We start from the raw sequence: 13,720 nt of genomic DNA on the forward strand, positions 1-13,720 counted from the left end.
CACCCTGACCACCGGCACCGAGCTCAATTCCTACTCTTGATCGTCGTCGTCTTCCTGCGGCTCGTCGGGGTTGCGCATGGCCCACTCCAACCACAACCCACCGCCGACCAGCGCGGCGGCGCTGAGGAGCCCGACCACGGAGGCGATGGTGTCCGAGCCGAACAGCCGCACCTCGGCCAACAGGTACAACAGCATCGAGGCCCACGCACCCCCCATGAGTGCGCCCGCCAACGAGGATGCTTTCGCCAGTGCCACGATCCGGGTCGCCATCATCGGATCGAGTGGTTCGGAGCCGCTCCGGTGTTTGGCCCTGGGACGCAGCACGATCGCCAGTACGGCGTCCACGATGGCCACCACCAGCAGTACGCCACCGGCCGCCACCGGCAACGGCGGCAGTGATCCGTACGACAGCTGCACGACACCGTAGAGCAGCACCGCGGCGAGCAGTGCCGCGCCGAGGAGCTCGCGGGGCCTGGTGTAGCTCATCCGTCCTCCGTCCGTATCGCGAAGCGGGCCCGTCAACGTACGGCGCCACGCAGTGCTCTCCCGTTCGGGGCTTTCCCGTTCGTGCGGGAAGTTCCTCCCGCTCCGACAACCACCCGCACTCCGAGCGCGAGGAAACGAAGACGTGGCCTAACGCAACGCCAGATCGGGGCGTAGCCGAACACCCGCGGTTTCCGTATCCGGCAGTGCGGCCAACAGCTCGGACACCGCTCCGTGGCCGGGAAGCGTGGCTTCCGGTTGGATCTCCAACCACGGAATCAGCACCGTAGCTCTTTCGGGAGTGCCGGGATGCGGCAGCAGCAGCTCAGGGTCCCGGCTGTACACCTCGTCCACGGTGACCACGTCGACATCCAGGGTACGGGGACCCCAACGCCGCTCCCTGCGACGTTCTGCCTCCCGTTCCAGGCGCTGCGCCCGGCGCAGCCAGTCCCACTCGTCGGCAGCGGCGGACTCGACCAGCAGGACGGCGTTGAGGAAGTCGGGCTGATCCGTGACTCCCCACGGAGCGGTTTCGTAGACCGAGGAGCTCGCGAGCAGCACCTCGCGCAGTCCTCGAACGGCCAGCCGGAGGTGTTCCAGTCTGTCCCCGAGGTTGGCTCCGAGGGACAACACCGCCCTGCTCATGTCGAAGCGGCCTTAGCGCCTCTGCCGCCGCGGCTGGAACGGCGGATGGTTACCGACACGTCCTCGAAGGTCACCGGGATGGGCGCGTCTGGTTTGTGGATCGTGACCTCGGCGGCGTGCGGCCTGCCGTCGCTCATGATGTCGTCGGCGATCTCGGCCGCCACCGTCTCGATCAGGTCCCGCGCGGGACCCGCGACCACGGCCGCGGCGCGTTCGGCGAGCACCCCGTAGTGCAACGTGCGCTCGACGTCGTCGGAGGCGGCTGCCTCGCCGAGGTCGACCCACACCGTGATGTCGACGAGGAACTCCTGGCCTTCCCGTTTCTCCCGGTCGAAGACGCCGTGGTAACCGAAAACCCGCAGTCCGGTCAGTCCTACCCGGTCAGCCACGGATCTCACCTCCGTTGCGCCAGGCAGCGGCCACCTTCACCGCATCGGTGGATCCGCTGACGTCGTGCACCCGTACTCCCCAGGCACCGCGGTCGGCGGCCAGGGTGGAGATCGCCGCGGTGGCCACGTCGCGACCAGCGGCGGGACGGGGAGTTCCGTCCGAGTCGGACAGTACACTGCCGAGGAAACGCTTGCGGGAGGCTCCGACCAGCACCGGGAATCCCATTCCCAGGAAGGTGTCCAGCCGTCGCAACAGCAGCCAGTCGTGCTCGGCCTTCTTCGCGAAGCCCAGCCCCGGGTCGAGCAGGATGGACTCCTCCGGAACCCCGGCGGCCAGTGCCGCCGTCACGCGTTCGGACAGTTCCGCACGGACCTCACTCACCACGTCCTCGTAGACGGCGAGCGAGTTCATGTCCCTGCTGTGTCCTCGCCAGTGCATGAGTATCCAGGGCAGCCCCGAATCAGCGACCGCACCGGCCATCTCCGGATCGGCCAGACCTCCGGAAACGTCGTTGATCATCGCCGCACCCACTCGCGCGGTCGCGGCGGCCACCTCGGCACGTGTGGTGTCCACACTGACGGGAACCCCGGCCTCGACGAGTTCCCGCACGACGGGAAGCACCCGCTCGGTCTCGGTGGCGGCGTCGACCCGTTCCGAACCCGGCCTGGTGGACTCGCCGCCCACGTCGACGATGTCGGCGCCCTGCTCCCGCAGTCGCAGCCCGTGCGCCACGGCGGCCGCGTGATCCAGGTACCGACCGCCGTCGGAGAACGAGTCGGGGGTCACGTTCAGGACCCCCATCACGCGGCAGCGCGAGGATTCCGGCAGCTGAACGGACATCACTTCTCCCGAATCAACGACAACGCCTCGGCCCTGGAGGACGAGGAGGAACGGAATATGCCGCGCACCGCGGAGGTGGTGGTGGTCGAACCGGCCTTGCGAATACCGCGCATCCCCATGCAGAGGTGTTCCGCGTCGACCACGACGATCACTCCCCGCGGTTCCAACTTGCGGGTGAGCGCGTCGGCGATCTGCGAGGTCAACCGTTCCTGAACCTGCGGTCGCTTGGCGTAGAGATCGACGAGCCGCGCGAGCTTGGACAGTCCCGTGACCCTGCCCTGTTCGTTGGGGATGTAACCGATGTGGGCCATCCCGTGGAACGGAAGCAGATGGTGCTCGCACTGCGAGTACATCGGAATGTCCCGAACCAGCACCAGCTCCTCGTGGGCCTCGTCGAACGTCCGGTCCAGCACTTCGTCCGGATCGGTGTAGAGCCCGGTGAACAACTCTTCGTAGGCGCGGGCCACCCGTGCTGGAGTTTCCCGCAACCCGTCGCGTTCGGGATCCTCACCCGCCGCCAGCAGCAGCTCCCGGATGGCGGCTTCGGCGCGGGGCCTGTCGAAATGCTCCTCGACGAATTCGGCGGGATCGGCGCCGAACTCAGCGTCCGGCCCGGTTGGCACGCCCTGACCTGTCACGTGTCTTCCCCTCCACAGCGGTGAGGCACCCGGCTCGGTGAGCCGGGTGCCTCGTTCCACTGCAGTCCGCGGTTACCGGCCGCTGTTGGGGCCGGTCCCGTTCTCGTTGCCGGAATCCGGGTCACCCTCGGAATTCCGTTCGGAGTTCTGCTGGTTACCCGCGTCCGGCTGTTCCGTGCCGGAAGCGGGCGTCTCCGCGTCGGCGGAACCCGAGCGATGTTGGTGCCCGTTCTGATCCTGGTTCTGCTGGATCTGCTCGGTCCACTGCTCGGCAGCACCGGGTTGCTCCGCCGGGCGCTGTCCCTGCGGGGCAACGCCCTGCTCCCATCCGGGAGAACCGTTGTACCGGGGCTGGCCCTGCTGTGGCTGGCCCTGCTGTGGCTGGCCCTGTGGCGACTGGCCCTGTGGCGACTGGCCCTGCTGTGGCTGGTAGCCGGACTGGCCGCCGGGGGAGGTCGCGGGAGTCCAGCCGGGAGGGGCCCCGTAGTTGGGCGGCACCCCCTGGGGAACCTGACCACCCTGCGGGGCTTGTCCCTGCGGGACAGATCCCTGCGGGCCCGCTCCCTGCGGTGGCTGCCCACCCTGCGGTGGATAGGGCTGCCCCGGTGCGGGCTGCGCCGGGTAGCCGTAGGGCTGCCCCTGCTGGGTGTCGGGACCGTACTGCCCGGCGGGCTGCTGCGGTCCGTACCCGTTGGATCCGGAGACGGCTCCGACCGGTGCCGGGGCGGGCTGTTCGTTGACCGGCGGCGGCCAGGGTTCGCCACGTTCCATGGCGAGCTCGCCCGGCGTCTTGATCGGCGGCTTGTCCGAGGGAGTCCGCCCACCGAAGTCGTTGAACGCGGTGATCCGGGGGCGTTTCTCCACATCCGCGAAGATGCGCTCCAGATCGGTGCGGTTCAGCGTCTCCTTCTCGATCACCTCGAGCACCAGGTTGTCGAGCACGTCCCGGTAGGTGTTGAGGATCTCCCACGCCTCGGTGTGCGCAGCCTCGATCAGCTTGCGCACTTCCTCGTCGATCTCGTGGGCGACCTCGAGCGAGTAGTTCGGCTGCTGGCCCGCCGAACGGCCGAGGAAGGGATCGCCCTCCTCCTTGCCGTACTTGACGGCGCCGAGCCGGGCCGTCATGCCGTACTCGGTGACCATGGCACGCGCGATCTTGGTGGCCTGCTCGATGTCACTGGAGGCACCGGTGGTCGGCTCGTGGAAGACGAGTTCCTCGGAGGAACGCCCACCGAGGGCGAACACCAGACGACCGATCATCTCCGAGCGGGTCATCATGTCCTTGTCGTCCTCGGGGACGACGAGCGCGTGCCCTCCGGTCTTGCCTCGCGGCAGGATCGTGAGCTTGTAGACCGGCTCCAGATCCGGCATCGCCCAGGCGGCCAGCGCGTGACCGCCCTCGTGATACGCGGTGATCTTCTTGTCCCGCTCGGAAATGATCTTGCTCTTCCGGCGCGGTCCACCGATCACTCGGTCCACGGACTCCTCGAGGGCCGCACCGGTGATCAGTTGCGCGTTCTCCCGTGCGGTCAGCAGGGCGGCCTCGTTGACCACGTTCTCCAGATCGGCACCGGAGAAACCGACGGTGCGCTTGGCCAGACCGTCGAGATCGGCGTCCTGGGCCAGTGGCTTGCCCTGGGTGTGCACGTTCAGGATCGCGCGCCTGCCACGCAGGTCGGGCGGAGCGATGGGGATCTGCCGGTCGAACCGGCCGGGACGCAGCAGCGCCGGGTCCAGGATGTCCGAACGGTTCGTGGCCGCGATCAAAATGATCCCGCCCCTGGAGTCGAAACCGTCCATCTCGACGAGCAGCTGGTTCAGCGTCTGTTCCCGCTCGTCGTGGCCACCACCGAGACCGGCACCGCGCTGCCTGCCGACCGCGTCGATCTCGTCGACGAAGACGATGCAGGGCGCGTTCTGCTTGGCCTGCTCGAACAGGTCACGGACACGGGAGGCGCCGACACCGACGAACATCTCCACGAAATCCGAGCCGGAGATCGAGTAGAACGGTACGCCCGCCTCACCCGCGACGGCGCGGGCCAGCAGGGTCTTACCGGTACCGGGAGGCCCGTAGAGCAGCACGCCCTTCGGGATCTTCGCCCCCAGCGCCTGGTACCTGGTCGGGTGCTGCAGGAAATCCTTGATCTCGTGCAGTTCTTCGACGGCCTCGTTGGCACCGGCGACGTCACCGAACAGGGTCTTGGGCATGTCCTTGGTGAACTGCTTGGCCTTGGACTTGCCGAAGTTCAGCACCTTGCTGCCGCCGCCCTGGGCGTTGTTCATCATCCACATCACGAGCAGGACCAGCAGGCCCAGCGGGATGAGATAGATGAGCAACTGGCTCCAGATGGAGCTCTGGGACACCTCGGTGTCCCAGTTGGAGATGCCGGACTGCTCGATCCGATTGACGATGTCCTCTTGGGACCCGGTCGGATACTTGGAGATGATCCGGTTGCTGCCCTGAACCTGGACGCCATCGTTCAGAGTCAGCCTGACCCGCTGTTCTTTGTCCTCGATCGTGGCTTCGGCTACGTTGCCCTGCGAGATCTGCTGCAGCGCCTTCGAGGTCGACACGTCCGTGTAGCCACGCGTGTCGTCGAAGAGCACACTGAAGGCATAAATCAGCAGCAACCCCGCCAACAGCCACAGCAGCGGGTTGCGGAGCAGGCGCTTTCGGTCCATTCACTTGCGGCCGCCGAGCGGCCTCGACCCTCCCTGACTGTCACGTCGGGTGGTGGCGGGCGTCCATTCAACGTCCACCCCCGGTTCAGCCCAGCGTACCGCTCGCGGCAGTGTCGAACTGCGCGAGCCGTTTCACCGGCAACCCAGGGTACCCGCCCCTGGCGTTCCAACGGCCCATGCACCGGATTAGTTCCAGCGCTCCCCTCCCTCGGTGACACAACGCACGGACGATGGTCGACCGTACGCCGTGAGCCCCCTCGATTCCAGCGATCACGGTGATCTCGGATCCCCGTCTCTCGCGGCCACCGCTCTCGCGGCCACGGGGAGCGGCGCACCGTCCTCTCCCGGTTGTACCCGTGGTACGGCGCTCGCGGAAAACCGGATCACGTTCCGGAGGTGTAAACCTTCGGATCGAGACTTCCGATGTACGGAAGATCACGGTAGCGTTCGGCGAAGTCCAGCCCGTAGCCGACGACGAACTCGTTGGGAATGTCGAATCCGATGTAGCGCACCGGCACCTCGACCCTTACCGCATCGGGTTTGCGCAGCAACGTACAGACCTCGACCGAGGCCGGGTCCCGGGCGGCGAGGTTGCGCAACAGCCAGGACAGCGTCAGTCCGGAGTCGATGATGTCCTCGACCACGAGCACGTGCTTGCCCGCGATGTCCCGGTCGAGATCCTTCAGGATGCGCACCACGCCCGAGGACGAGGTCGAGGAGCCGTAGGAACTGACCGCCATGAACTCCAGCTGCGCGGGCCGGGGCAGTGCGCGGGCGAGATCGGTCATCACCATGACGGCGCCCTTGAGGACACCGACAAGCACCAAGTCGCCCCCCGCGAGGTCCCCGTAGTCCTCGTCGATCTGTTTGGCCAGCTCCCCGACCTTGTCGTTGATCTGCTGCTCGGTGATGAGCACGGAGGCAATGTCGCCGTCGTACACGGCCCGGCTTCCCCTCTCGATTGGGTCGTTGTTCACCCGTCGCTCGACCGTTGCTCGGTTCCGCGACCCCCGCATTCCACCAGAAGGGTCCCACGCCGACGAACCAGCGCAAAGTTTCCTGGCAGAGCGTGACCACCCTGCCCTCGCCAGTCACCTACCAGGGCATCCGCGGCGCGCAGATGGGCGTCGCTGAGTTCCGGGACGCCCCGTCCGGAGAGCCAGTCCCGCAGCACCCGTCTGCGGAGCGCGGGAGGGTGCTCGGCAAGACTACGCGCGTCGAGCCCCCACGAGTCGGCCACCCGCTCACGGACCCCCGCGGCGACCGCGTCCAACGCGTCGGCGTCCTCCCGCAGTTGGACAGCGGTGCGGGAAAGCGCCTCGGCGACCCCGCCCTGCAGCACCTCCTCCAGCAACGGCAGCACCTCGCGGCGGAGCCGGACGCGAGTGAAGGCGGGGTCCGTGTTGTGTGGGTCGTGCCAGGGCCGCAGCCCCAGCTCCTCACAGGCGCGTTCGGTGGTTCGACGACTCACCCCCAGGAAGGGGCGCACCCACGGTCCGTCCAGCGGGCGCATACCGGCCAACGAACGCGCCCCGGAACCACGCCCCAGTCCCAGCAGCACCGTCTCCGCCTGATCGTCGAGGGTGTGCCCGAGCAGCACCGGGGCCCCTTCGGGCCGCCGGAGCCGCAGCGCCTCGTAGCGGGCGCGCCGCGCCGCGGCTTCCGTACCACCCACCCCGTCCGGTTCGACGCGCGCGATGTCCACCTCGGCGCAGCCGAGCCGGATGAGCTGGGTCGCGGCGTCGGAGGCGACCCGATCCGAACCGGGCTGCAGCCCGTGATCCACGACGAGCCCGTGGACCGGTACGTTCCGGTGCCGCGCGAAATGGGTGGTGGCCGCGGCCAGGGCCAACGAGTCCGGGCCACCGGAACAGGCCACCACCAAGGGAAAACCGCGATAACGGGCGGCCTGTTCGGAGTCGAGCAGTCGTCGCACGGCGAGCCGGACGGCGCTGACGCTGGGAGCTGGCGGCACGGGCCGATTATCGCGCCACCGGACAGCAGGCGAACTCACCGGTGGTGGTGCGTGGCCGGCGAGTTCTCGGGCCACCGGGGAAGCGACTCGGGCGAGCGGATCCGGCCCGCGATCGCGGCAGGAGAGCCCGGTCAGCCGTGCACCCGCCGCAGCCAGGCCGGGGGGTCCGAGAGCTCGGAGCGGGTGGGAAGGTTGTCCGGTTCCTGCCAAACAGCGTTGAACCCCGTCATGCCCACGGCATCCACCACCCTGCGGGTGAACTCGGCCCCTTTGGCGTACTGCTTGATCTTCGCGTCCACCCCGAGCAGGCTGCGCAGCACCCGGTCGAACAGACCTCCGCCCGCCCGGCGCTGGGTGAACCGCTCCCGGATGACGTGCACACTGGGCACCACCCGGGGCCCCACAGCGTCCATGACGTGATCCGCGTGCCCCTCCAGCAGCGTGGAGATGGCCAGAATCCGGTCCAGCGCCGCACGCTGCCGCGGGCTCTGCAGCAGCTCGACCACGCCGAGCATGCCGGGGCTGGTGTCGCTTCGACCCATCCGCGCCGCCCGAAGCTCGCGAACCGCCGCGGGCAACCGGCCGAACAGCTCACCGGTGGAACCCTCCATCTCGGTGAACAGTTCGCCGATACTGCGGGAGAAGTGCTCGCGCAACCAGGGAACGGCGTTGAACTGGAGCCGGTGGGTGGACTCGTGCAGACAGACCCACATCCGGAAGTCGTCCTCGGGAACACCGAGCGCACGCTGTGCGGCGACGATGTTGGGAGCGACCAGCAACAGCCTGCCCGGATCGCCCGAACCCGACTCGGTGGGGGCGAACGGATCGTACTGTCCGAGAACCTTGGTGCCCAGGTAGGCGAGCACGAGACCGGCCTGCATCCCGGCGCCACGGCTGTTGACGGCGGCCAGCACCGGGTTGACCCCCTCCCGGTCCTCGCCCCCGGCTCCCGCGAGCGCGGTGTCGGTCAACTCGGCCAGGCCACGAGTGGCACCCCGTAACCAACCCGGCCGGTCCACCACATCGCCGGGAGCCACCGGAAGGTCGGCGCCCAGCCCGGTCAGTTCCCGAACATGCGTCTCGGCGCTCACGCTGAACTCGCGGAGCTCGGCAACGACACCGTCGGCCTCGGAACGCGAGATCTCCGGACCGGGGCCGAGCAGCCTGCTCGCGGTGGCTACGGCGGTGTTCCAGTCGACGACGTCGCCGCTGCCGTGGCCGGAGACGTGTCCCTCCCGGCGGTGCTGACTCGGTCGGGCATGCCTGGCCGAGTCCCGACGTAGCGGCGCTGACAGCGCGGACGCACGAACAGTCACGTTTCCGACAGTACCCGTGCGGGCAGCACACGGCGAATCTCCGGCTCGCGCCCCACGCCCTCCCCTGCTACGGCCTCCCTGCTACGCCCCCCGCCGCAGTGGCTTACCTCCGGCACACCTTTCCGCCGCCACGACTTACCTCCGTCACGAGCGAACGGCGGGAGCCGACCCGATCACCGGCAGCCGCAGGTACGCAACGCGGCCGCGAGTTCGTCGATCACCGGGCGTACGGCGACAGGGCTCCGTCCGTTGGACAGGAACGCGAACGCCAACAGCCGGCCGTCCCGGGTGAGGACGGTCCCCGCCAGGGCATTGGTCCCGGTGAGTGTTCCGGTCTTGGCACGAACCCATCCGTTGCCCTCGGAGGCGTCGCCGTCGTAACGCCCGGCCAGACCACCGGTGCCGCCGGCCACGGGGACGGAAGTCAACAACGGCCGCAGTCTGGCGGAACGTCCCGACGGGCTCTCGACGGGAGCGCTCGCGGTGCGCATTATCGCGCCCAGGATTCGGGCGGGCAGTTCGTCGGAGGCGGAAAGCCCGCTGCCGTCGACGATGTCGACCCCGGTCAGATCGAAACCGTTCTCGCTCAGCACGGTGCGAACCGCACGAACGGAGCCGGCGAACGAGGGCTCGTTGCCGGTGGTGATCGCGACCTGCCGTGCGAGGGCCTCGGCGAGCACGTTGTCCGAATCCCGCAGTGTTTTGCGCACCAGATCCCGCAGCGGCGGCGACTCGACCTCCGCGAGGGTGGAAGCCTCCGAGTCGACGGTGGTCCTGCTGACCGAGCTGGTGGGAGCTCCCAGCCTGGAGGCGAGTTCACGGGCCGCGTCCAGTGCCGGTTCGTCGCTGCGTGGGCTGACCCTGCTCGTGGGGTCCTGCCGCCCACCGTCGAGCATCACCGGCTGGATCGGGGCGACATATCCCCTGGACACATCCGCCGGATCCCAGCTGGAGGCCAGCTCGGGGCCGCTGTAACGGCTGACGTCGACCTTGACCGACTCGATGTCACCGGAAGTGCTCGCCCGGATCCGCTCCACCAGTTCGTCCAGCCTGGCCGCCCCCGGATAGACCGAACTCTCGTTCTCCGGCAGTGCGGACAGCGTCGGATCGCCGCCACCGACGAGCACTATGCTGCCTGGTTCGCTGCCGCGCACGACCTTCGTGCGGAACCGGAAACCGTGATCGATCGCCAGCAGGGCCGCGGACGCGGTGAGCAGCTTGTTGGTGGAAGCGGGAACCAGCCCCTTCCCGGGGTTCCGCTCCCAGAGGGTCCTGCCGGATCTGGCGTCACGGACCACGCCCCCGAAGTCGCCGAGCACGGGGTCCGAGGCGATCTCCTTCAACTTGGCCTCGACCCCCTGGCTGGTCGGGAGGGGTGCCGAGTTGCTCAACCCCCTGACATCGGGGCGCAACGAGGCAAGGGCGGGTGGGTCGGCACGAGGATTCAGCATGTCGCCGAATGGGCCGGAACCACGAAACACCAGCACTGCGGCGAGTGCGAGGACGCCGAGCAGCGCCGCCGCGACGAGCACGTTCCTTTTGCGGCGGCCGCGGCGCGGGTGGGTACCGGACGTCACGGGAGCGGCCTCGCCGGATTCGGGACTGTCGTCGTAGCGCTCCTCGGGGGCCTCGTGTTCGTCGCGATCCTCGTGGGAGCCGTGCTCGTCGGCGTGGTCGAGGGGTGCCGCGGTGCCGGCGGTGGGATTCTCCTCGGCTCCCCGGGCGACCGGTCCGACGGTGCCATCGGGTGGGGCCGCGTCCACCTGGGGTACGGGGTCGGCAGGCCGGGAGGTATCGCCGGGAGAAGCGGTACCCGCCCGATGCGGAACGGCCTCCTGCGCGGCCTGCTCCTCCCGACGGGGCAGCAGCTCTTGTTCGACGGTTCCGGCCTCCTCGTACTCCCCGTCGCGGGGAAATTCCCCGCCCGGCAGAGAACGCGGAGCCGCACCCGGGCCACCCGGCGTCGCTCGGCCCCGGGCATGGCCGGGATCCCCCCGAGGGGGCTGGGCGGGAGCCGTTTCCGACCCCAGCGGCATACCGAAGTCGGCGGGAGCGGCAGGACGCTCCGGACCGGGATGCTGGTTCCCCGGTGGAGGGCCCTGGCTACCCGAGGGCGGGCCCTGCGGGCTACCGGAGGAGTTCCCCGGCTGGTGGTACCGCTGCTGTGTGGTGAACCGCTCGGTTCGCTGCTCCAACCGCTCGCGGTGTTCTGCCGGGGCAGGTTCGGCGTGCGGCCACCCGGGGTCCGCGGCGGGGATCCGCGGCATGCGAATGGTGGGGGGATCGGCGGTGGGAGCGGGCCCGGAGGACGGGGCCGCTTTCGGGGTCTCTCCGGCCTCCCGGTCACGCTGTCCCGAAGCCTCCCCCTGCTGGCCCGAAGCCTGCCCGCGCTGGTCCGGGTCCTGCCCACCTTCGCCCGGCTCCCGCTCGGTGGGACGGATCGCGCTGAAACGCTGGGTGCGCTCGACCGCGGCAGGGTCCTGCTCCGGCCACTCCGGTTCCGAATCGGAGGTTTCCGACAGCTGCTCGGTGTTCTCCCGCTGGATGACCCCCTGCTGAACGGTCTCCTGCTGAACGGTCTCCTGCTGAACGGTCTCCTGCTGAACGGTCTCCTGCTGAACGGTCTCCTGCTGAACGGTCTCCTGCTGTTCCGAGAAGGTGACGGGAGTTTCCGAGGCGGCTGGGGACTCCTCGGAGTCCAGCGGTTGCCGATCGGATTCCTGCTGGGATTCTTCCGGCGACTGGGACTCTTCCGACGGCTGGGCATCCCCCGGCGGCTGGGCATCCTCCGGCGGCTGGGACTCCTCTAGCGAGTGGGATTCCTCCGACGGGTGGGCATCCTGCGACTGGGTGGAATGCTGCTCGGGATCCGCCGCGGGCCATTCGAACGAGTCACTCGGCTCCGAGTCCGGGTCGGCCTCCGGAAAACCGTCGGAGAAGTCCGTGGGGAAGCCGCCGGTGGATTCGGCGGACGATGCCGCGTCCTCACGACCGCCCGTCCCACCCCGTGATTCCTGGGGTTCGGGCAAGTGCTCCTCCTAACGACTCTCACCGGCTCGCGAATGCGATCTCGCACACTGTGTGCGGCTGGAACGGCTGACTTGTCCCACACTAGTTGCGTCCGTGGGAGTGACGGATCAGGCCACACCGGAACCGGTGCGGACCGCTCGCCGAAAACCGCAGCGGACTGTCGTCGTGTGCGCCCGTCAGGCCGGAACGGCCGGGCGGCGAACACGGCGCCGGAGACTCCGGCCGGAGCATGCACCCGCTGCGAGCTGGAGTTTTCCGACCCCGCGAGCGGTTTTCAAAGCCGGTTCCTAGGCTGTAGTCACCACTCCACCGGTGGTGGTAACGGTTCGGACACGATCCACTCCGATCCGACTCCACGCCGGATGGTCCGCCCCAGGGCGGGCGATCGGGGGACTCCCCGAGCAACGGCCGGGAACGGCACCATCGCCGTCCGAAACATCACTAGGACGAATGAGGAACGCGTGGACTTCGACGTCACGATCGAGATCCCCAAAGGGGAGCGCAACAAGTACGAAGTGGACCACAAGACGGGCCGTATCCGTCTCGACCGGACGCTGTTCACCGCCACCCAGTATCCGGCCGACTACGGGTTCATCGAGGAGACCCTCGGCGAGGACGGGGATCCGCTGGACGCGCTCGTGCTCATCCAGGAGCCGACCTTCCCCGGTTGCCTGATCAGCGCCCGCGCCATCGGCATGTTCCGGATGCGCGACGAGAAGGGTGGCGACGACAAGATCATCTGTGTGCCCGCCGACGACCCGCGGCAGGAGCACATGCGCGACATCCATCACGTGCCGGAGTTCCACCGCCTGGAGATCCAGCACTTCTTCGAGGTCTACAAGGATCTGGAGCCCGCCAAGAGCGTCGAGGGCGCCACCTGGGTCGGCCGGGACGAGGCCGAGGCGGAGATCAAGAAATCGTACGAGCGGGCCAAGGAGGAGGGCCACTGAGCCTTCGAACTTTCCGTTCGGCTCCTCGGGATGTTCCCCGCGGCGGCGGACTCGCCACCCGGTCGTGAGCGGCCGGCCCGACTTCGAGCGATCACCCGCCCCACCCTGGAGACTCACCGGGAGTTCGGCCGTGGCGGAAGCCACGGGCTGGGCCACGCGGGTGGGCGTCCGGCGCGAGAAGCGCCGAGGGAACGCCCCGAGACAGCGAGACGGCAGGAAGGTCCCCGCCAAACGAGAACGGGGACCTTCCTGCCGTGTCGTCTCTGTGGTGTCGTCCTCGCGACGGGCACCGTTCAGCCGGCGAGGCCGCTGATCACGTCGCCTACTGGCAGGCCGGCGAGGTTACTGCTCGAAGTCGGCGCGGGACGGGTCGAGGGCTGCTGGTTCTGCTGAGCCTGCTGGTTCTGCTGAGCCTGCTGGGGCAGGTCCTGCAGCATCTCGCCCGGAGCACCGTTCAGCTGCTCCTCGTTGAGCAGTTCACCGGAGATGTGACCGTTCTGCACGGCTTCCGCGAGCGGGTCACCATCGGAGGCCTCGGCGGAGCGGGCCGCAGCCGGGATTCCCCGGGAGGGCACGATCTCGCCGATCGTCTGCTGCGCGGAATGCAGTGTCGCGGCGGTGTGGTAGGTGGTCTTGGCCACGTTGTTGTCCACCGGCAGCTCGGCGGGCAGCTTCGGGGCGTCCGCGGCGGCGGTTCCCGCGAAGCCGATAGCGCCGACACTTCCCGCCACCAGGGCGGTCACCGTGGTAAGAGTGCGTTTCATCGCCTTG

Annotated in this window: 12 protein-coding genes; 1 reads left to right on the top strand and 11 read right to left on the bottom strand. The window is 68.7% G+C overall.

The genetic code is table 11. The annotated features are described in order from the left end of the window. Nucleotides 1-30: 30 nt before the first annotated feature. The 10 genes from ACOQFL_RS22320 to dacB all read right to left on the bottom strand — a co-directional run bounded on the left by ACOQFL_RS22320 (nt 31) and on the right by dacB (nt 11,998). On the bottom strand, nt 31-486 hold the full coding sequence (locus tag ACOQFL_RS22320; RefSeq protein ID WP_435546169.1) for a DUF3180 domain-containing protein: 456 nt from the start codon (nt 484-486) through the stop codon (nt 31-33). Between the two features lie 147 nt (nt 487-633). Next, the gene (folK, locus tag ACOQFL_RS22325) at nt 634-1,128 is read right to left on the bottom strand and encodes a 2-amino-4-hydroxy-6-hydroxymethyldihydropteridine diphosphokinase (protein WP_435546170.1); all 495 of its coding nucleotides are present in this window, start codon (nt 1,126-1,128) and stop codon (nt 634-636) included. Beyond that, on the bottom strand, nt 1,125-1,517 hold the full coding sequence (gene folB, locus ACOQFL_RS22330; protein ID WP_435546171.1) for a dihydroneopterin aldolase: 393 nt from the start codon (nt 1,515-1,517) through the stop codon (nt 1,125-1,127). The genes folK and folB overlap by 4 nt, the downstream gene beginning before the upstream one ends. Next, entirely contained in the window at nt 1,510-2,358 is an 849-nt protein-coding gene (folP, locus tag ACOQFL_RS22335) for a dihydropteroate synthase (RefSeq protein ID WP_435546172.1), read from the bottom strand. Before folP ends, folB begins: the two co-directional genes overlap by 8 nt. Then, nucleotides 2,358-2,981, bottom strand: a complete 624-nt coding sequence (gene folE, locus ACOQFL_RS22340; RefSeq protein WP_435546224.1) for a GTP cyclohydrolase I FolE — start codon at nt 2,979-2,981, stop codon at nt 2,358-2,360. The genes folP and folE overlap by 1 nt, the downstream gene beginning before the upstream one ends. Nucleotides 2,982-3,068: 87 nt before the next feature. Beyond that, nucleotides 3,069-5,678 (bottom strand): ATP-dependent zinc metalloprotease FtsH, encoded by a 2,610-nt coding sequence (gene ftsH / locus ACOQFL_RS22345; RefSeq protein WP_435546173.1) that lies wholly within the window; start codon nt 5,676-5,678, stop codon nt 3,069-3,071. Nucleotides 5,679-6,061: 383 nt separating this feature from the next. Continuing rightward, entirely contained in the window at nt 6,062-6,619 is a 558-nt protein-coding gene (gene hpt / locus ACOQFL_RS22350) for a hypoxanthine phosphoribosyltransferase (protein ID WP_435546174.1), read from the bottom strand. Nucleotides 6,620-6,651: 32 nt separating this feature from the next. Then, a complete protein-coding gene (gene tilS, locus ACOQFL_RS22355) occupies nt 6,652-7,653 on the bottom strand; it encodes a tRNA lysidine(34) synthetase TilS (protein WP_435546175.1) in 1,002 nt (333 codons plus the stop codon). Between the two features lie 131 nt (nt 7,654-7,784). Further along, complete coding sequence (locus tag ACOQFL_RS22360; RefSeq protein ID WP_435546176.1) at nt 7,785-8,969, bottom strand: Rv3626c family coenzyme F420 biosynthesis-associated protein; 1,185 nt, start codon at nt 8,967-8,969, stop codon at nt 7,785-7,787. A gap of 173 nt (nt 8,970-9,142) precedes the next feature. Next, entirely contained in the window at nt 9,143-11,998 is a 2,856-nt protein-coding gene (gene dacB / locus ACOQFL_RS22365) for a D-alanyl-D-alanine carboxypeptidase/D-alanyl-D-alanine endopeptidase (protein WP_435546177.1), read from the bottom strand. A gap of 462 nt (nt 11,999-12,460) precedes the next feature. On the opposite strand from dacB, the gene ACOQFL_RS22370 reads away from it, so the two are divergent. Continuing rightward, nucleotides 12,461-12,949 carry an inorganic diphosphatase gene (locus ACOQFL_RS22370; protein WP_092628268.1) on the top strand — a complete coding sequence of 163 codons (489 nt, stop codon included), beginning with the start codon at nt 12,461-12,463 and terminating at the stop codon, nt 12,947-12,949. Between the two features lie 293 nt (nt 12,950-13,242). On the opposite strand, the gene ACOQFL_RS22375 is transcribed toward ACOQFL_RS22370, so the two are convergent. Further along, nucleotides 13,243-13,713: a hypothetical protein gene (locus ACOQFL_RS22375; RefSeq protein WP_435546178.1), complete on the bottom strand. Its 471-nt coding sequence runs from the start codon at nt 13,711-13,713 to the stop codon at nt 13,243-13,245. Nucleotides 13,714-13,720: the final 7 nt, after the last annotated feature.

It is taken from the genome of Actinopolyspora sabaoui, assembly GCF_051225635.1.
In the GTDB taxonomy this organism is placed as follows: domain Bacteria; phylum Actinomycetota; class Actinomycetes; order Mycobacteriales; family Pseudonocardiaceae; genus Actinopolyspora.